The organism is Microvirga terrestris, assembly GCF_015694425.1.
In the GTDB taxonomy this organism is placed as follows: domain Bacteria; phylum Pseudomonadota; class Alphaproteobacteria; order Rhizobiales; family Beijerinckiaceae; genus Microvirga; species Microvirga terrestris.
Genome location: NZ_JADQDN010000003.1, coordinates 62934 through 80793, shown reverse-complemented (window position 1 = coordinate 80793; position 17860 = coordinate 62934). Strand labels below are relative to the sequence as shown.

At 62.7% G+C, this 17860-nt stretch carries 17 protein-coding genes; 11 read left to right on the top strand and 6 right to left on the bottom strand.

What is annotated here, in order from left to right; all coding sequences use genetic code 11:
* The first annotated feature begins 59 nt into the window (after window positions 1-59).
* The 3 genes from I2H36_RS07425 (at window position 60) to I2H36_RS07415 (ending at window position 3113) form a co-directional block, all read left to right on the top strand.
* On the top strand, window positions 60-1616 hold the full coding sequence (locus tag I2H36_RS07425) for a flagellin N-terminal helical domain-containing protein (RefSeq protein WP_196263261.1): 1557 nt from the start codon (window positions 60-62) through the stop codon (window positions 1614-1616).
* 74 nt (window positions 1617-1690) lie between these two features.
* On the top strand, window positions 1691-2275 hold the full coding sequence (locus tag I2H36_RS07420; protein ID WP_196263260.1) for a hypothetical protein: 585 nt from the start codon (window positions 1691-1693) through the stop codon (window positions 2273-2275).
* 49 nt (window positions 2276-2324) lie between these two features.
* Window positions 2325-3113 (top strand): DUF1217 domain-containing protein, encoded by a 789-nt coding sequence (locus I2H36_RS07415; protein ID WP_196263259.1) that lies wholly within the window; start codon window positions 2325-2327, stop codon window positions 3111-3113.
* A gap of 33 nt (window positions 3114-3146) precedes the next feature.
* Here the strand turns inward: I2H36_RS07415 and I2H36_RS07410 are convergent, their stop codons facing one another.
* Window positions 3147-3518, bottom strand: coding sequence for a hypothetical protein (locus I2H36_RS07410; protein ID WP_196263258.1), 372 nt, complete (start codon window positions 3516-3518; stop codon window positions 3147-3149).
* Between the two features lie 215 nt (window positions 3519-3733).
* On the opposite strand from I2H36_RS07410, the gene I2H36_RS07405 reads away from it, so the two are divergent.
* Both I2H36_RS07405 and I2H36_RS07400 read left to right on the top strand, forming a co-directional pair.
* Window positions 3734-3871: a hypothetical protein gene (locus I2H36_RS07405; RefSeq protein ID WP_196263257.1), complete on the top strand. Its 138-nt coding sequence runs from the start codon at window positions 3734-3736 to the stop codon at window positions 3869-3871.
* Window positions 3872-4153: 282 nt separating this feature from the next.
* Window positions 4154-4813 (top strand): transglutaminase-like cysteine peptidase, encoded by a 660-nt coding sequence (locus I2H36_RS07400; RefSeq protein ID WP_196263256.1) that lies wholly within the window; start codon window positions 4154-4156, stop codon window positions 4811-4813.
* A gap of 58 nt (window positions 4814-4871) precedes the next feature.
* On the opposite strand, the gene I2H36_RS07395 is transcribed toward I2H36_RS07400, so the two are convergent.
* The gene (locus tag I2H36_RS07395) at window positions 4872-5504 is read right to left on the bottom strand and encodes a hypothetical protein (RefSeq protein ID WP_196263255.1); all 633 of its coding nucleotides are present in this window, start codon (window positions 5502-5504) and stop codon (window positions 4872-4874) included.
* 156 nt (window positions 5505-5660) lie between these two features.
* Here I2H36_RS07395 and I2H36_RS07390 point away from each other — a divergent pair, with 156 nt between their 5' ends.
* Window positions 5661-7331: a methyl-accepting chemotaxis protein gene (locus tag I2H36_RS07390; RefSeq protein ID WP_196263254.1), complete on the top strand. Its 1671-nt coding sequence runs from the start codon at window positions 5661-5663 to the stop codon at window positions 7329-7331.
* Between the two features lie 88 nt (window positions 7332-7419).
* On the opposite strand, the gene I2H36_RS07385 is transcribed toward I2H36_RS07390, so the two are convergent.
* Window positions 7420-7920 (bottom strand): response regulator, encoded by a 501-nt coding sequence (locus I2H36_RS07385; protein WP_196263253.1) that lies wholly within the window; start codon window positions 7918-7920, stop codon window positions 7420-7422.
* 119 nt (window positions 7921-8039) lie between these two features.
* Between I2H36_RS07385 and I2H36_RS07380 the strand changes: the two genes are divergently transcribed.
* The 4 genes from I2H36_RS07380 (at window position 8040) to I2H36_RS07365 (ending at window position 11169) form a co-directional block, all read left to right on the top strand.
* The gene (locus tag I2H36_RS07380; protein ID WP_196263252.1) at window positions 8040-8438 is read left to right on the top strand and encodes a response regulator; all 399 of its coding nucleotides are present in this window, start codon (window positions 8040-8042) and stop codon (window positions 8436-8438) included.
* Between the two features lie 39 nt (window positions 8439-8477).
* Window positions 8478-8900 (top strand): response regulator, encoded by a 423-nt coding sequence (locus I2H36_RS07375; protein ID WP_196263251.1) that lies wholly within the window; start codon window positions 8478-8480, stop codon window positions 8898-8900.
* Window positions 8901-8992: 92 nt separating this feature from the next.
* Entirely contained in the window at window positions 8993-9400 is a 408-nt protein-coding gene (locus I2H36_RS07370; RefSeq protein WP_196263250.1) for a response regulator, read from the top strand.
* A 179-nt stretch (window positions 9401-9579) separates the two neighbouring features.
* Entirely contained in the window at window positions 9580-11169 is a 1590-nt protein-coding gene (locus tag I2H36_RS07365) for an ABC-F family ATP-binding cassette domain-containing protein (protein ID WP_196263249.1), read from the top strand.
* Between the two features lies 1 nt (window position 11170).
* On the opposite strand, the gene I2H36_RS07360 is transcribed toward I2H36_RS07365, so the two are convergent.
* Window positions 11171-14641: an indolepyruvate ferredoxin oxidoreductase family protein gene (locus I2H36_RS07360; protein ID WP_196263248.1), complete on the bottom strand. Its 3471-nt coding sequence runs from the start codon at window positions 14639-14641 to the stop codon at window positions 11171-11173.
* A gap of 157 nt (window positions 14642-14798) precedes the next feature.
* On the opposite strand from I2H36_RS07360, the gene I2H36_RS07355 reads away from it, so the two are divergent.
* On the top strand, window positions 14799-15254 hold the full coding sequence (locus tag I2H36_RS07355; RefSeq protein WP_196263247.1) for an Lrp/AsnC family transcriptional regulator: 456 nt from the start codon (window positions 14799-14801) through the stop codon (window positions 15252-15254).
* 12 nt (window positions 15255-15266) lie between these two features.
* On the opposite strand, the gene I2H36_RS07350 is transcribed toward I2H36_RS07355, so the two are convergent.
* Together I2H36_RS07350 and paaZ are read right to left on the bottom strand one after the other, a co-directional pair.
* On the bottom strand, window positions 15267-15692 hold the full coding sequence (locus I2H36_RS07350; RefSeq protein WP_196263246.1) for a PaaI family thioesterase: 426 nt from the start codon (window positions 15690-15692) through the stop codon (window positions 15267-15269).
* Window positions 15693-15799: 107 nt separating this feature from the next.
* The gene (paaZ, locus tag I2H36_RS07345) at window positions 15800-17827 is read right to left on the bottom strand and encodes a phenylacetic acid degradation bifunctional protein PaaZ (protein ID WP_196263245.1); all 2028 of its coding nucleotides are present in this window, start codon (window positions 17825-17827) and stop codon (window positions 15800-15802) included.
* Window positions 17828-17860: the final 33 nt, after the last annotated feature.

Genomic DNA, 17860 nt, shown 5'->3' with positions numbered 1-17860 from the left:
GCTGGGTCGGTTAGATCCCGACATTCCCTGAACAATCACATCATTCAAGGAAGAAGCACATGTCTTCGATTAACACGAACCTCTCCGCCATCACTGCCCTGCAGTCGCTGAAGGCGACCCAGACGGCTATGAACAAGAACCAGAACCAGATCTCCACCGGTCTGCGCGTCGGCGAGGCCTCGCACAACGCGTCCTACTGGTCGATCTCGACGAAGATGAAGTCCGACAACGGCGCTCTCGGCGCGGTGAAGGACTCCCTCAAGCAGTCGAAGGAGATGATCAACACCTTCTCCGGCGCCATGGAGAAGAGCCTCGGCTTCCTTAATACCATGAAGACGAAGCTGGCTGCCGGCTCCAACCCGGGTGCTGACCTCAAGGCGATCCAGACCGAGCTGAAGAGCTCGATCGAAGGCCTGAAGAGCATTGCGGCCTCGGCGACTTTCAACGGCCAGAACTGGCTGAAGGCCGATGGTGAAACCGTCAAGCTCGTGACCTCCTACGATGGCCAGGCAAAGGAGCTCAAGTTCCTCGACATCGACACCAGCAAGATCAACCTGTTCGCCAAGACCACCGGTGGTGCAGACATCCTTGGTACGGCTGGAACGTCTGGCGTCGCCGTCGACGACATCGACATCTCGGATGCCGCACAAGCTTCCACGCTGAGCTTCACGCTGAAGACTGGCACCTTCGGTGGCACGGGAGTCGGAACCGGCACGAGCACGGTGACGGCTGGCGACGTGATCCGCTTCTCGGTCGGAACCGGCAACGAGCAGACCTTCGTGGTCGACAAGACCATGAACGACATGGATGATCTGGTCGAAGCCATCAACAAGGACTCGACGCTGAACACCCTTGTCGAAGCACGCAAGGTTACGGCTCGCGAAGAAGTGACCACTGGCGTCTTCAAGGAAGTCGATCGTCTCGTTCTGTCTTCCAAGGTAGACGGTTCGAATGTCGTCGGCGGGTACTACAATGGCGTTGCCGCTCCGAAGACGACAACTGCGGCCGCTGTCGGTACCGCTGGAGCTCAGACCTTCGACTTCTCGGCTGCAGGCAGCCTTCCCGCTGCTGGCTCTGTTATCCGCTTCCGCGTCGAAGGCGGCGAGGAGAAGAGCTACACCGTTGCTGGTGGCGATACCACTGCGACGATCCTCGCGGCGAGCCTCAACACCGCATGGGGAGCTGGTTCGGTCTCTGAAGCTGCTAACGTCATCACCTTCGCTGCTCCGGCACCTGGTGCTGGCGTCATGGGTAAGAACGTTCAGGTCAGCATGACTGCTGCGACCTCTGAGGAAGGTGCCGTCAAGGCGACTGCTGCCAAGGCCGGTAGCGGTACTTCTGTCGCCAACGCTCTGAAGTCGGTCGATGAGGCCATCAACAAGATCACCGAAGGCATGTCGATGCTCGGCGCCAACAAGGCCCTGATCGAGAGCCAGGAAGATTTCATCGGTGTCCTTTCTGACTCGCTCACCGCCGGCGTCAGCGCCTTCGTCGATGCCGACATGAACGAGGTGTCGACCCGCAACCAGGCTCTGCAGACCCAGCAGCAGCTCGGCGTGCAGGCTCTCTCGATGGCGAACCAGAACAGCCAGATGATCCTGAAGCTCTTCCAGTAAGAGATTTAGTATCAGCCTGAAGGGAGCCTCGCCTTGAGAAAGGCGGGGCTCCTTTCGTTTGAGAAGAGCGTAAGATGTCATTCATTCGATCATTTCGCTTTGTTTTTCATTTCAAGCCCCTGGCTGCAGGGCTGACGGTCGGCATTGCCGCAACGGCTTTTTCCGGTGAGAGTCTCGGACTGGCGACCTGGTTCGGCCCCTGGGACTACGTGTTGAGGCAGGATGAAGAGGGTCAGCCCCAGGCTGCTTTTGCCCGGTTGCGGGGAAAGAACGGCTCCTTGCTTTGGCTCACGTGCCAGCGCTTTGCTTCCGACGCCGATCAGGCGCCGGTGCCCTTCACAAGTGTTGCTGTTGCGCAGAAGCAGTTCCTGGGCCGGAGCGATCCTGGCGGAAGAAGCACGGTCTATTGGTTCGATAACAACGGCCCGGAGGTGGGGCACTGGATCTACCGAGACCGGCATGGCCAGATGCCCGATCCTGCTCAGGTGCGAGACTTCGTTGATAAGCTCGCCGGAGCGGAAAGCCTGACCGTCGAGCTGTCGAATTATCGCTACGAGACGCAGCAATACGAGTTCCGACTGGATCCAAGAGATACTGGAAACGTCGCGGACAGGTTCAGGAAAGACTGCGACGATATCCTGGGCAAAAGCGACCGTTGAGGCTTCTATCCTTGAGGTACAGCATGCTCCACGGACGAAAGGGTAGGCCATGATCAGCACATCGACACGCTATCAGATCGTCACTAAGGACTTGGCGCGAACCAAGGCTCTGATCGAGAAGGATCCGGCGACGAAGCGCGAGATCGAATATTACCGGGCCAATATCAAAACCATCAAGACGATCGAGGACTTCATCAAGAATGATCGCATCTTCAAGTTTGCCATGAAGGCCTATGGCCTGGAGGATATGGCATACGCCAAGGGCATGATGAAGAAGATCCTTCAGGAAGGCGTGGTCAATCCCTTGAGCATGGCGAACAAGATGTCGAACCCGCTCTACAAGGAGTTCGCCAAAGCGTTCGATTTCAGGGTGAATGGAAGCAATGCGACATCCGCTGCCAGCGCAACAACTGAGGCGGTGCAGAAATACGTTGAGAATGCTCTCGAGAAGAAGGAGGGCGAGCAGAATCAGGGTGTTCAGCTCGCCATGTATTTCAAGCGCAAGGCCTCGTCGGTAAAAACCACCATGGGATTGCTGGCTGATAAGGCATTGCTCAAGTTCGTGCAAACCACCTTCAATATTCCGCAGAATGCCTCCAAGGCGGATCTCGACATTCAGGTCCGAAACCTTGAGAAACACATCAACATCAAGGATCTGCAGGACCCCAAGAAGGTCGACAAGCTGATCCAGCGCTTCAATGCCATGTGGGACGTGACCAATGCCAGCACAGCCAGTGTTTCGCCAGTCGCACTGCTCTTCGATCCGTCATCGGTTCAGGAAGGCTTCAGCATGGACCTGATGATGAGCATCGCCAAGCTCCGCCCCGGCGGGTTCTGACGTCAAGGCTGCGCATTGTGCGGCAGCTTCGATTCAGGGCATAACGTCCACGATGATCCGCTCGGACATCGGCATCGTATCCGTTGGGGCATGAACCACGTATACGCCATGGCACACCCGCGTGATCTTGCGCACAGGCGTGTGGTGCTTGTCCGCTCCCGTCAGGTAGTTCACGGTGTAGAAAGGCTCGCCGCCCACATGGGCGGTTGTCTTCGTCCTGAAGACATAGCCGACCTGACTGGTGTTGATGCGATACACCGATGTCGGCGGTCCGTAAGCTGCGATGCGCGATGAGATCGGCTTTCCGATGTAGTCCGAGCAGGACATCTCGGCCGCCTCATAAGGGGCCGTCGTGCAACCGCCGGCACTGACAGCGATCGCAAGCAAGGCGAAAATGGGTCTCAAGCAGGCCTCCCGGTAATCTGCAGAATGTATCATGGAAATTCCGGCACTTCGATCAATGCCGTGAACCTTCGCGCCTTTTGGTAAAGACGGCATTGGCTTCGCATGCTGCCTTTCGCGCGAACTGAACCTGCCATATTGGGACCAGTTTCGCACAAGGCTGCCGACCCATGATGAGCCCTGGAACGACAGTGCTGTCGGATGTTTGGGGAGATGGGATGAGTATCATTCTGGTGCCGGTTATCGCCGGGTCGCTGATCGGCCTCGTGGGCACGCCGACCATCCGCCTCATGGCTTCATCACAACGAGCCAGGACCTGGGCGAGGAGCCAGAGCGGGTTTCTGCGTCGTTACTGAAAATGACCTGGCAAGAGCGGCAGGAGAAGATGCCGATGGGCGGCATCGCTCGGCGAAATCGGGGCATTTCTTTCGGGCTAAGACGTTATTGCAGCCGAGAGAGTCATTGGCTGCGCTCCTCTTCATTTGAAGAGTATCGGCGCTTAGCACAAGATCGGTTCCTCGTTCTGTTGCTTGAAGTCAACACTGCGACATCGTTCTGACATCTTACTCAGAATCGCGCTTGCGCAGATCCCGTGCTGCTGACAGCTTTGATGAAAAGAAGCGGATGGGTGCGGGGGCATGAACAGGACCGGTTTCTTAAAGCAGGCAGGAAGGCGGCTACTCGCCGCCGCAGGAATGGGTGCCGCGATCCTGTCGGCTGTTGCTGCGGTGAATACGGCTCATGCGCTCCCGCAGATGAATCTGCCGGGGATCAATGCCGCCATCCTGTCGTCCGGACAGGCTGGGCCGACGCCGGCCTGGCTCGCATTCTGCAAGCAGATGCCTGACGAGTGCACGTTCGATCCTTCCGAAGCGGCCGTCATCGCGCTCGACCAGGAGACGTGGAGGCTTCTCGGCGACGTCAACGAGCGTGTAAACGCCACAATTCTGCCGGTCACGGATCAGGACCATTGGGGTGTGGCGGATCGCTGGGATTACCCGGATGACGGATTGGGCGATTGTGAGGACATTCAGATCCTGAAGCGCCGCATGCTCATCCAGGCTGGCCTGCCGCGAAGGGCTCTGCGGATGACGGTGGTGATCGACGAGCTCGGCGCCGGTCATGCGGTGCTGATGGCGCGCACCGATCGCGGCGACTATATCCTCGACAACAAGCGTGCGACAGTTCTGTCCTGGCAGGAGACCGGCTATCGCTATGTGAAGCGGGAAGGCTCTGACGGTAAGTCCTGGGTGTGGCTCGGCAATCAGGCTGCGCCGCTGGTCACGGCCACCAAGTAAGCAGTATTGTGAAGCGCCGCGTGAGCGCGAGCCGCGCTCACGCGGACGAGAAGAATTCTTAGCTCGCGACCTTCGAGGTCGGCCGCTGGCTGATCATCGTCTCGGATGTCAGAACGACCCAGCCATTGTCGGAGCGCTCGATCGAGATGATCTGGCCAATGCCGGGAAGCGTCATTCCCGGCGTGACCCACCAGACCCCTTCCGGCCCTTCGATCAGGGCAGACTCGCTTGTTGCCCTGTGGATCACATAGCGTTGAAACTGACTCTGACGGTCGATGGCGAGGGTTGCCTTGTCGGCTTTGGCCTCCGCGACGGATTCCGCAATCTTCTGCTTATTCAACGAGCCCGTTGTCGCCGGGCTGAGGTCAGGCGCACGCGCCTGCCTGGCATCCGCGCCCTTGCTCATCAGCAGGCCGTTTCCTGTGCTCTGCAGATAGGCATAGCCGTCGCTGAGATAGACCGCGTAAACCGGGAGCGCGACAGCCGAAAGGGTGAGCGCCAGTCCGAGGCACATGACGATGCGGTCGCCTACCACCTCGCGGGCCCGGATCAGATCCTCCAGGCGCCGCACTTTCCGTTCCCGGGTCTCGACGGCGGCTCCGCGCCCGGGCTGTCCCGCCCTGGCCACCTGCTCCAATACTTTATCGAACCGTACGCCCATGGAAACCGCCGCAATAAGAATCGACTGCAATCATTCCTATGAGGTTATGCTTAACAATCCGTCACCTGCCGCAAAGAAAGCCTGTTGAAAAACTCAGGCATGACAGAGCAAGCCCCGCACAAGCGTCCCGTGAATACTGCAACCTGGATTCAAGCGATTTTGCTGATCAAGATCTCTGGGGGATGCATGAAGATCAGAACGAAGATATTTGCGCTCGTCGCTGCCTTGAGCTTGGTTGCGGTGGTCATCGCCGCCGTCGGCATCAGCACCCTGCAGACCTACAATCAGGCCGTCGACGACGTGCGGCTCGCCGCCACGCGCGCTCTATATGGCGAGCGCCTGAACCGGCTGGTGACGCATGTGGTCATGGAAGCGCGCGGCATCTATGCCTCGAAGACGACGGCCGATGCACGCAAGTTCGGCGACGGCTTGGTCGTGAGCTTGAACGAGATCGACACGCTTCTGAAGGAATGGACGCCGATCGTCCCGGACTCGCACAAAGCGCTGTTCGATGCGGTGGTCAAGGACGCCGCTGCGTTCAAGACGTTCCGATCCGAGACTGTGCGCCTCGGTGCCGAGGTGTCGCCCGAGGCCGCCAATGCCCAGGGCAACAATGACGCCAACCGCGCCAACAGAAAGGCTTTCCAGGTCAGCATCGACGCTTTGACCAAGAAGGGCAGCGAAGAAATCGCAGCAGTGGATCGCTATTCGGCTGAGCTCTACAGCGAGCGCCTCACCCTGCTCGTTTCCATTGCGCTCGGCGGCACGATCCTGGCGCTCCTGATCGGCTGGCTGATCGGTCACAGGCAGATCGCCCGGCCGCTGAAGGTCGTCGCCGAGGCGATCCAAAAGCTGGCCTCCGGCGACTACAATCTGCCGAAAGCAAAGGCCGGCAACGACGAGATCGGGGACATCTGGAAGGCCACGCAGGTTTTCGCCGGCACCATGCAGGAAGCGGACGGGCTGCGGCGCCAGCAGACGGAATCCGAGAAGCAGTCCGCCGAGCGCCGCAGGATCGAGATGATGGAACTCGCGCAGAATTTCGAAGGCAGCGTAGGCGGTCTCGTCCAGCACCTCTCGGTTGCCGCTCAGCAGATGGAGTCCACGGCCCGCTCGATGGCCTCCACCGCCCAGCAGACGAACCAGCAGTCGAACGCGGTGGCGGCTGCGGCCGAGCAGACCTCCAGCAACGTGCAGGCCGTGGCCGCCGCCACGGAGGAGCTCGCCGCATCGTCCAACGAGATCGGCACGCAGGTGTCGCAAACCTCCGCTGCCGCAGCTCGTGCCGTGCAGAATGCGCGCAAGACCAACGAGCTCGTGGAGACGCTCGCGGACGGCGCGCAGAAGATCGGCGAGGTGGTCGCCCTCATCAACAGCATCGCGAGTCAGACCAACCTGCTGGCGCTCAATGCCACCATCGAGGCGGCCCGTGCAGGGGAGGCCGGCAAGGGCTTCGCCGTAGTGGCCGCCGAGGTGAAGGAGCTGGCGAACCAGACCTCGCGGGCGACCGAGGACATCACCTCGCACATCAACCAGATTCAGCAATCCACCAATGGCGCCGTGGATGCCATCCGCGAGATCGGCCTCACCATCGAGGAGGTGCACCAGATCGCCACCAACGTGGCGGCTGCGGTCGAGGAGCAGCAGGCGGCCACGCAGGAGATCGCCCGCAATGTCAGCGAGGCTGCCCGCGGCACCCAGGAGGTGACCCAGAGCATCGTCCAGGTCCAGGGGGCGGCCACCCATGCCGGGTCGGCGGCCTCCCAGGTTCTGGCGGCGGCCGGGGAGCTGTCGACCAATTCGTCAGCCCTGACCCGGGAGGTCGAAGGCTTCCTGCAGGGTGTCCGGGCGGCGTGACGCTGCCGGCTCGACCCACATCGACCATGCGAATCAAAAGGCGCAGCTTCGGCTGCGCTTTTTCATGCCGGCATCTTCATCAGAAGCCTCAGGCCGTCTTGGAGATGTCCTCGGCCGGAGCGCTGCCGCCTGCGGCGCCGGCGTCGCGCCTGAGCCGGCGCGCCTCATGGGCCTTTCTCGCAGCCTCCTGAACATAGGACACGAGGGTGGCATTCAGGTAGGGCTTGGGGAGAAAGACCGCTCCTGGCGGCAGATCATTCTCTTTCGGCCATTCGCGGCCCGAGGAGACGATGATCTCCACCCCGGGCCAGTCCCGGTGCACGTGGCCGACCAGCTCGAAGCCGTTCATGCCGGGCGGCATCTCCACGTCCGAAAGCACCACGTCGACCGCGACCTCGGCTTTCAGGACCCGCAGGGCCTCCGCGGCGTCGCCGGCCTCGATGACCCGGAAGTTCGCCTCCAGCAGGATGTCGGCCGTGACGAGCCGCACCAGCGGTTCGTCTTCGACCAGGAGAACGACACCTATGGGATGCGGGTGGGACACGGGACCGAGGGGACAGAGGACAGGGCAGTTGGCAAACGTGGCCATTGATAGACGGTTCCACTTACGAGAGCCAGCCCTTCCCGCGTGGTGACTTAACGCACGGCGCAGGAGAACCCATGGGTCACCACTACGTTGTCCGCCAGTTGTATGCGTCTGGGGCAAGAATGAGTGCTGCATCCGTTACGGTTCTTCCACGCCGGACCCCGCCGACGATCCTTGTTGTCGAAGGGGATGTCCGGATCCGGTATCGCGTCAGCGACGAGCTGCGGGCCTGGGGGTTCAAGGTGCTGGAGGCCGGCTCCGCACCGGAGGCCCTGACCGTGCTCGATGCGGTCCCCGTCGATCTTCTGATCCTGGCTCTCGACCTGCCGGTCCCCGGCAGCGGCTGGGACGTGGCTCATTACGTTCGCGAGAGGCCGGCCCCGATGAAGATGATCGTCACGTCCGGGGAGACAGATAGGCCGGATGGCCTTGGACCATATGTCCGCAAGCCTTACCAGGCCGCCGAGGTCGCGGCCCTTGCCGCGCGAAGCCTGAACTGGCCGCGGCCTCCGCAAGCTTGACCGCCGGAACAAAGGCAAAAGCTCGACGGTTAGCTCTGCGTGAGCACGTCATCGACCCACCTCTCGGCCGAGGCCGACACCCCCCTCCAGACCATCCTCGTCGTCGAGGATGAGGTCCTCATCCGGCTCGTGGTTGCCGAGTACCTGCGCGAATGCGGCTATCGGGTCCATGAGGCCGTCAGCGCCGAGGAGGCGATCCTGATCCTCCAGGCGCCTGAGGTCTCCATCGACATCGTGTTCAGCGATGTCGAGATGCCGGGAGAGATGGATGGCTTCGGGCTCGCCCGCTGGGTCCGTTCCAACATGCCCGAGACACAGGTTATTCTCACCTCCGGGGCGGAGCGGTCGGCCGACATCGCCGGAACCCTCTGCGAGGCCGGTCCCCTGATGAAAAAGCCGTATCACACGCAGGAGGTTGTGGACCGAATCAAGCAGCTGAAGGCCACGGCAAAGCGCTTCTAGAGCCTCGTGCGGTCCCAGCGAGCCGCTGCGCCGCAGAATCACGGCTGCTTGACGGTTGGGAACCGGATAAAATCTTTGCCGTTTTATGCTGGATGAAACCGCACCGCCGCATCGTGAACCAGCCTGTCGTCCTGCTCGTCGAGGACGAGCCTCTCGTTCGTCTTACCCAGGTCGATATTCTGAAAGAATCCGAGTTCTGGGTTGTCGAGGCCCAGGACGCCGATGAGGCATTCGAGCTCCTGAAGTCCCGGCCCGAGATCGACGCCATCCTGACCGACGTGGACATGCCGGGCTCTATGGACGGGTTCGAGTTCGCCCGCCTAGTCCGGCAGGGCTGGCCGGAGGTCGCCGTCCTGGTGATTTCCGGCAAAACCGGCCCGGGCCCGGGCGACCTGCCGCCCAACGCCAAGTTCCTGCACAAGCCCATCATGCCGGACGACCTGATCGCGGCCCTGCAGGAGGTAATGGCCAAGCGACCGCAGAAGAGCGGCGCCGTCTGACCGGCACGCCGATTGAAGCATGATCCGGACCCGGCCAAAGCTTGCGGCCCGGCCAGTCCCTGCCTATAACGTGCCCCGGCGCCCACCGAAGGGCGTCCTTTTCAGCAGGATCTTCGCAGACATGGATTTCCACCCGACAGCAACGCCGCTTCGCCTTGCCACCGGGACCATCCATCGCCATGCCTGCTTCGATTGCTCTTTCCAGCCTTTCCTGGCCCACGCCTGACGGCCGCTCCCTTTTCGACCTCGATCTGAGTTTCGGCCCTGAACGGGCGGGCCTCGTCGGCCGCAACGGCGTCGGCAAGACCACGCTCCTCCGGCTGATCGCCGGCGAGCTTCGGCCGCAAGCTGGAAGCATCGCCGTCAACGGCCGCGTGAGCATCCTGCGCCAGTCGATTCAGGTCGATCCGGCCGAGACCATCGCCAGCCTGTTCGGTGCCACCGAGGCGCTCGCGCTCCTGCGCCACGCCGAGACCGGCGAGGCGACAGCCGAGGAGCTTGCGGATGCGGACTGGACCCTGGAGGCGCGCATGGAATCGGCGCTCGCTCAGGTTGGTCTGGACGCGCGGCCTGACATGGCTCTCGCGACCTTGTCGGGTGGGCAGGCCACACGAGCACGCCTCGCCGCGCTCGTTTTTGCAGAACCCGACTTCCTGCTTCTCGACGAGCCCACCAACAACCTCGACCGGGAGGGACGCGCGGCGGTGATCGATCTCCTCGGCCGATGGCGGGGCGGCGCCGTCGTGGTCAGCCATGATCGCGAGCTGCTTGAGACCATGGATGCCATCGTCGAGCTGACCTCGCTTGGCGCTACGCGCTATGGCGGCAACTGGAGCCAATACCGCAAGCGCAGGGCGCTGGAACTTGCGGCGGTCGCGCGCGATCTGGCAGACGCTGAGAAGCGCGTTGGTGAAATCGACAGGAAGACGCAAGTCGTGGCCGAGCGAAAGGCTCGCAAGGATGGGGCTGGCCAGAGGAAGCGCGCCAAGGGCGACATGCCGCGTATTCTCATGAACGCACAAAAAGACCGGAGCGAAGACTCGGGCGGCGAGAACGCGCGTCTGGCCGAGCGGCGCCGCTCACAGGCGCTTGATGCAGCCGCCTCGGCACGCGAGCGAATCGAGATCCTGCAACCCTTCTCCATACTTCTGCCGCCGACGCATCTGCCCGCCGGCAAGATGGTTTTGAGCATCGACGCAGCAAGCGCCGGTTACACGCCGGAGCAGCCGATCCTGCGCAATCTGTCGTTCTCCATCACCGGGCCGGAGCGCGTTGCCGTCGTCGGGCCGAACGGCTCAGGCAAGACGACGCTGCTCGCGCTCGTCACCGGAGGGCTTCAACCCTGGAGCGGGAGCGTGCGGATCTTCACCGACTTTGCCATGTTCGATCAGCAGGTGAGCCTGCTCGACCCATCCGCCTCGATCCGCGACAACTTCCGGCGCATCAACCCGAGTTCGGACGAGAATACTTGCCGGGCCGCGCTCGCTCGCTTCATGTTTCGGGCCGATGCCGCCTTGCAGCTCGTGTCCGCCTTGAGCGGCGGGCAGGTGCTGAGGGCAGGGCTTGCCTGCGTGCTGGGCGGACCGCAGCCGCCTCCGCTTCTGATCCTCGACGAGCCGACGAACCATCTCGACATCGATTCCATCGAGGCTGTCGAGGCGGGCTTGCGGGCCTATGACGGCGCACTGCTCGTCGTCAGTCACGACGAGGCGTTCCTGGAAGCGGTCGGCATCACGCGTCGGCTGAACCTTGCGGAGCTGCTTTCTTGATCTACGCGTGAGCAGCCTCGCGCGGCCGAATGTCGATCACCTCCGGCTGCTCCACCAGACGCGCCCACAGTCGCTCCACCTCGGCCTGCACCTTGTGGATGGCCGCTTCCTTCATGGGGCCGTAGCCGCGGATGTCCATCGGGGCTTTCGCGATCGCCAGCAGGCTGGCGGGGTGCTGCGCGTCGACGCTCTCGAGAATGCGCTCGACCTGGGCCTCGTACCACCCGATCAGCGCGCGCTCCGTGCGCCGCTCGGCCGTATAGCCGAAGATGTCGAAGGGTGTGCCGCGAACGATCTTCATCCGGGCCAATACGCGCATGGGCGTCTGGATCCATTGGCCGAAGGCACGCTTCTTCGGGCGGCCCCGCGCATCGAGCTTTGACGACAGGAGCGGCGGCGCCAGATGGTACTTCACCGTGAAATCGCCGTCGAATTCCTGCTGCAGCTTGTCGAGGAAGCCGGTTTCCATGTGAAGGCGCGCGACCTCATACTCGTCCTTGTAGGCCATGAGCTTGAACAATGAGCGCGCCACCGCATCGGTGAGCGCCTCGGAATCGAGCGCGGATTCAGCCTTGCGCACCCGCGCCACCATCATCTCGTAACGGCCGGCATAGAGCGCATCCTGATAATCGGTGAGGAACGCGGCCCGCCGCGCGATCACCTGATCCAGCGTCTCCGGCTCGTCCGGCTCGTCGTTGGCGATCTCATGGACGACATCCGGAGCAGCGCTGAGCAGACGGCCCCAGGCGAAGGCCTGTCGGTTGCGCTCGACGGCCACGCCGTTGAGTTCGATAGCGCGCGACAGGGCGTCGAACGAGACCGGCACGAGCCCCTGCTGCCAGGCAAAGCCCAGCATCATCACGTTGGCGAAGACCGTGTCGCCGAGCAGCGTCTCGGCCAGCACATTGGCATTGACCGTCGCCATGTTACCCTGGCCGATGACGCGCTCGATGGCGCGCAGGCGCGTGCGGCTGGCGAGATCCGCATCGCGGAAGCGCACCACGTCGCCGGTTGGCATCTCGGCCGTGTTCATCACGGCCCGCGTGCCGTGTCGATAGGTGCCGGAAGCCTTGGGCGAGGAGCTGACCACAAGATCGCAGCCGATGAGCGCATCCGCCGCACCCTGGTCGATGCGCACTTGGTTCAGCTCGCCGGGATTGGTGGCGATGCGCAGATAGCTCAGCACCGGCCCGAACTTCTGCGCGAAGCCCGTGAAGTCGAGCACCGACACGCCGCGGCCTTCAAGATGTGCCGACATACTGATGAGTGCGCCAATCGTGACGACGCCCGTGCCGCCGACGCCGGTAACGAGCAGATCGAACGGCTTGTCGAGCGCAGGAAGAACGGGTGAGGGGAGCGAGGCGGCCCTGGCGTGCGCATCGAAACCGGATGTGGTCTTCGCTTTGCGCGTCGCGCCTTCCACCGTCACGAAGCTCGGGCAGAATCCCTCGAGGCAGGAAAAGTCCTTGTTGCAGGTGGAGAGGTTGATCTTGCGCTTGCGCCCGAAGGGCGTCTCCTTCGGCTCGACGCTCAGGCAGTTCGACGCCACCGAGCAATCGCCGCAGCCCTCGCAGACGAGATCATTGATCATGGCGAAGCGCTTGGGATCCTCCATCTGGCCGCGCTTGCGGCGGCGGCGCTTCTCGGTCGCGCAGGTCTGCTCGTAGATCAGCACCGTGACACCTGAGATGTCGCGCAATTCCTTCTGCACCCCGTCGAGGTCCTCGCGGGGGTGGATCGTCACGCCTTTCGGCAGATCGGCAGGAATGAATTTGTCAGGATCGTCCGACACGAGCGCGATGCGCTCAACACCTTCCGCGCGTACGCTGTGGGCAATGGCATAGACGCTGATCGGCCCATCCACCGGCTGGCCGCCGGTCATGGCGACCGCGTCGTTGAACAGGATCTTGTAGGTGATGTTGGCCCCCGCCGCGATAGCCTGCCGGATCGCCATGGAGCCCGAATGGTAATAGGTGCCCTCGCCGAGATTCTGGAAGATGTGGCCCTGGCCGGTGAACTTGGACGAGGCCGCCCAGTTCACGCCTTCGCCACCCATCTGGATCAGCGACGAGGTCTCGCGATCCATCCAGCTCGCCATGAAATGGCAGCCGATGCCCGCGAGCGCTTTTGATCCTTCCGCCACCTTGGTCGAGGTGTTGTGCGGGCAGCCGGAGCAGAAATAGGGCGTGCGCGTCGCGCCCGGAACAGTGATCACGCGCTCCGGATCCGGCGACAGGGCGGCCACGCGCTGGGCAAGGTTGAGATCGGCGAAGATGGGATCGAGGCGCTTGGCCAGAACGCCGGCGAGGAAGCGCGGGGTGAGTTCGCCCGTCCACGGAATGAGCCGCTCGCCGGTCTCGTCGTGCTTGCCGACCATGCGCTCCGGCTTGGAGCCGGGATAGTCGTAAAAGTATTCCTTGAACTGGCTCTCGATGATGCCGCGCTTTTCCTCGACCACGAGGATCTCGCGCTTGCCTTTCACGAATTCCATGGCGTCGTGCAGCGGCAGCGGCCACACCATGCCGACCTTGTAGATGTCGATGCCATGCCGGCGGCAGGCGACCTCGTCGAGGCCGATGAGGCGCAGGGCTTCCATCAGGTCGAGATGCGCCTTGCCGGCCGTGACGATGCCGTAGGAGGCATCGCGAATGTCGTAGATGCGCCGGTCGATCGGGTTGGCCTTGGCGAAGGCATAGACGGCGTGCTTCTTCGCCTCCATGCGCTCCTCGATCTGCGGCCCCGGCAGATCCGGCCAGCGATAATGCAGGCCTCCCGGAGGCGGCGTGAATTCGGGTTCGCTGAACCGGCGCGGCGGGTGCAGCTCGACGGAGAGGCCGGATTCCACGATCTCCGACACGGCCTTGAAGCCGACCCACATGCCGGTGAAGCGACTCAGCGCATAGCCGTATTCGCCGAACTCGAGATACTCGGCGACGCTCGCGGGATGGAGCGTCGGCATGAACCAGCTCATGAACGCGACATCGGATTGGTGCGGCATCGACGAGGACACGCAGCCATGGTCGTCGCCCGCCACCACCAGCACGCCGCCATGGGGCGAGGAGCCATAGGCGTTGCCGTGCTTCAGCGCATCGCCGGAGCGGTCGACGCCGGGGCCCTTGCCGTACCAGAGGCCGAAAACGCCCTCGACCTGCCTGTTCGGATCGGTCTCCACCTGCTGCGAGCCCAGCACGGCGGTGGCCGCAAGATCCTCGTTGACGGCGGGCAGGAACTCAATCCTGTGTTCCTTCAGCTGCTCCTTCACGCGCCAGAGCTCGAGATCGACGCCGCCGAGCGGCGAGCCGCGATAGCCTGAGACAAAGCCTGCCGTGTTGAGGCCGGCCAACCGGTCGCGCTTGGCCTGATCGAGGACGATGCGGATGATGGCCTGCGTGCCGGTGAGGAACACCCGGCCGGTCTCCCGGGCGTAGCGGTCGGAGAGCCGGTAATCGTCGAGGGACGGAACGCCTGTCATCAGCCTGACCTCAAGGAGAGAGCTCTATTCTGGCTAACTATGGTAGTCCCGAACGGCTGGTAGGTGCTTTCTCTTTGTTCCTCGGTAAGGCTGGTTCGTGGTAGATGTTATATATCTTGGCGCTATATCTGGTAAAAATTACCAACAGGAGGGCGCCATGCTGGAGAAACAGGACGAGCATATTCTGGTCCAGCTGCAGAAGGAGGGGCGCACCACCAACCAGCAGCTGGCCGAGGACGTGGGCATGTCCACCTCCGCCTGCTGGCGGCGCGTTCGGGCCTTGGAAGAGGCCGGGGTGATCACCGGCTACTCGGCCTTGGTGAACCGGGAACAGGCGGGGTTCGCCACATCGGCGATCCTGCATGTGTCCCTCGAACGGCACGACGCAAAATTCGTCGATGAATTTGTTTCACGTGTAACAGAACGCGCCGAGGTGCTGGAATGCTTCGCCACGACGGGCGACGCCGATTACCACCTGCGGGTCGTGGTGCGCGACATGAAGGCTTACAACGCATTCCTCGACGAATTCATGTTCCGCCTGCCCGGCATCCGCTATGTGCGCACCAACGTGATCCTGAAGGAGATCAAGACCAGCGTGGCGCTGCCGTTCTGAATGGCGCTGATTCTATTTGCTGTCAGGCAGCAGCGCGTAGGCGAGCTGCGCGATGGCGACGGGCCGACTGTCGCCTACAGTCGTGAGCGTCACGCTGCCAAACGCCATGGTGCGCCCAAGCCGAACGACCTTCGCGTCCGCCAGCACATCCGTGCTCGCTGCAGGCCGAAGGAAGTGCGTGGTCTGATCCACCGTGGTCATGGGGCGATAGGCGCCTCCAGCCGAGGAGACCGCAAACACCATGGCGGTGTCGGCCAGACTCATGAGAGCCTGTCCGCAGACCACGCCGTTGTCGCGGCACAGCCTTTCCGAGAAGGGCATCCGCAGAACCGCGCCCTCAGGGCTGAGGCTCTCGATAGCGAGGTGGAGATCCTGGATCCAATGTGCGAAAACATCCGCGAGCATGCGCTCCGCGGTGGCTTGGTCGAACGTGGACATTGATTCCCCCAAACATTCTTCTTCTGATATCCGCTACCAGCCGTGACGATGCGGCGGATACCAGTCTTATCTCATGGTAAGTGGTATGCGCTACCAGACTTCTTCAATCACGACCGCACCGCGTTCATGGTGAGGAGATCGTAGGTCGCGACAGTCTCGCCCTTGTCGGTGGTGATCTCCACGTCCCAGCGCACCTCGCCATACTGCTCGTTGCGCGGCGACTTTGATTTCGCCGTCAACCGAACCTTGATCGTCTCGCCCGGCTGCACAGGCTTGAGGAAACGCAAGGAATCGAGGCCGTAATTGGCCAGGACCGGCCCCAGATCCGGATCGACGAAGAGCCCGGCCGCGAAGGACAAAAGCAGATAGCCATGGGCGACGCGGCCGGGGAAGAACGGATGGTCCTTCGTGGCCTCCTCGCTCATGTGGGCATAGAAGGTATCGCCGGTGAATTCGGCAAAATGCTCGATGTCCTCAAGCGTGATCGTGCGTTCCTTCGAGATGAAGGTCTGGCCGATGGCGAGATCTTCGAAATGGTAGCGGAAGGGATGCCGCCCCTCCTGAACCATCGGAGCACCTTTGATCCAGTTCTGCGTGACGCGCGACAGCATCGCGGGTGAGCCCTGCAAGGCCGTGCGCTGCATGTAATGATGCACGCCGCGCATGCCCCCGAGCTCCTCACCGCCGCCGGCGCGTCCCGGTCCGCCATGGACCATGTGCGGCATGGGCGAGCCGTGGCCGGTCTGCTCCTTGGCGCAGTCCCGGTCGATCAGCACGAGGCGGCCATGAAAGGCCCCGACGCCGAAGACAAGGTCGCATGCCACCGCAGGATCGTACGTATAGACGGAGGCAACAAGGCTGCCGTCGCCGCGATTGGCGAGGGCGATGCCCTGATCGAGACCGTCATAGCCCATGACGGTGCACACCGGGCCGAAGGCCTCGACGCTGTGCACATTGGTGGCGCGGATCGGATCAGGGCAATGCAGCAGAAGCGGAGGGATGAAGGCGCCGCGCTCGCGGTCCGCGCCCTCGACCGTAAAATTATCCTGATCGCCGACGACGATGTCAGCCTCGCTCCGCAGCTTGGCCACCTGCGCCAGCACGTCCCGACGCTGGCCGAGGCCAACGACCGGGCCCATGCGGACGTTCTCAAGCTCCGGATTGCCGACCTTAATTTTGGACAGGCGCTCGCGCAGGGCTTCGATCACGGCAGGAACATGAGCGTTCGGCGCGATGGCGCGGCGGATGGCGGTGCATTTCTGCCCAGCCTTGACCGTCATTTCCTTCGCGACCTCCTTGATGAAGAGGTCGAATTCCGGTGTGCCGGGGCCAGCATCAGGCGCAAGGATAGCAGCGTTGAGCGAGTCACGCTCCGCGATGAAGCGAACCGACTCGCGGGCGATCACCGGATGCCGCTGCAGCTTCTGGGCCGTGTCCGCCGAGCCGGTGAAGGAGACCACGTCCTGACAGGTCAGATGATCGAACAAATCGCCTGTGGACCCGACGACGCACTGGAGTACGCCCTCAGGCAGAATGCGGGACTCGGCGATCATGCGGACGAGGGCATGCGCCACGTAGGAGGTGATCGTCGCGGGCTTCGTCACCACTGGTACGCCGGCGAGGATCGCCGGAGCGAGCTTTTCGAGCATGCCCCAGCAGGGGAAATTGAAGGCGTTGATGTGGACGGCAACCCCGGCCAGGGGCGCCATCACATGCTGGCCGACGAAGCTGCCGCCCTTGGAGAGCGGCTCGACAGCGCCGTCCAGCAGGAAGGTGGAGTTGGGCAGCTCGCGACGGCCCTTGGAAGCATAGACGAAGAGCGTGCCGATGCCGCCATCCACGTCGATAAAATTGTCCGATCGCGTGGTGCCGGTCTGGTAGGAGAGCGTGTAGAGCTGCTCCTTGCGCTCTGACAGATAGATGGCAAGAGCTTTCAGAAGCTCGGCGCGCTGATGGAAGGTCAGCCGCCGCAGGTTGGGACCGCCGACCTGCCGGGCATAGGACAGCACTTCGCCCATATCGAGACCGCCGCTGGCGACCTCGGCGACCACGTCGCCCGTCACGGCGCTGCGAACCTCCGCCAGCTCCTGCCCCGGTGACATCCAACGTCCGCAAACGAAGCTTTCAAGTCTCATCTGGACACCTTCAGGAATGGAGTGACAGGCGGC

Coding starts and splice junctions, on each gene's coding strand:
- I2H36_RS07415 (WP_196263259.1), top strand. CDS start 2,325: ATGATCAGCACATCGACACGCTATCAGATCGTCACTAAGGACTTGGCG.
- I2H36_RS07420 (WP_196263260.1), top strand. CDS start 1,691: ATGTCATTCATTCGATCATTTCGCTTTGTTTTTCATTTCAAGCCCCTG.
- I2H36_RS07405 (WP_196263257.1), top strand. CDS start 3,734: ATGAGTATCATTCTGGTGCCGGTTATCGCCGGGTCGCTGATCGGCCTC.
- I2H36_RS07385 (WP_196263253.1), bottom strand. CDS start 7,920: ATGGCCACGTTTGCCAACTGCCCTGTCCTCTGTCCCCTCGGTCCCGTG.
- I2H36_RS07370 (WP_196263250.1), top strand. CDS start 8,993: ATGAAACCGCACCGCCGCATCGTGAACCAGCCTGTCGTCCTGCTCGTC.
- I2H36_RS07365 (WP_196263249.1), top strand. CDS start 9,580: ATGCCTGCTTCGATTGCTCTTTCCAGCCTTTCCTGGCCCACGCCTGAC.
- I2H36_RS07360 (WP_196263248.1), bottom strand. CDS start 14,641: ATGACAGGCGTTCCGTCCCTCGACGATTACCGGCTCTCCGACCGCTAC.
- paaZ (WP_196263245.1), bottom strand. CDS start 17,827: ATGAGACTTGAAAGCTTCGTTTGCGGACGTTGGATGTCACCGGGGCAG.
- I2H36_RS07380 (WP_196263252.1), top strand. CDS start 8,040: ATGAGTGCTGCATCCGTTACGGTTCTTCCACGCCGGACCCCGCCGACG.
- I2H36_RS07400 (WP_196263256.1), top strand. CDS start 4,154: ATGAACAGGACCGGTTTCTTAAAGCAGGCAGGAAGGCGGCTACTCGCC.
- I2H36_RS07350 (WP_196263246.1), bottom strand. CDS start 15,692: ATGTCCACGTTCGACCAAGCCACCGCGGAGCGCATGCTCGCGGATGTT.
- I2H36_RS07390 (WP_196263254.1), top strand. CDS start 5,661: ATGAAGATCAGAACGAAGATATTTGCGCTCGTCGCTGCCTTGAGCTTG.
- I2H36_RS07425 (WP_196263261.1), top strand. CDS start 60: ATGTCTTCGATTAACACGAACCTCTCCGCCATCACTGCCCTGCAGTCG.
- I2H36_RS07355 (WP_196263247.1), top strand. CDS start 14,799: ATGCTGGAGAAACAGGACGAGCATATTCTGGTCCAGCTGCAGAAGGAG.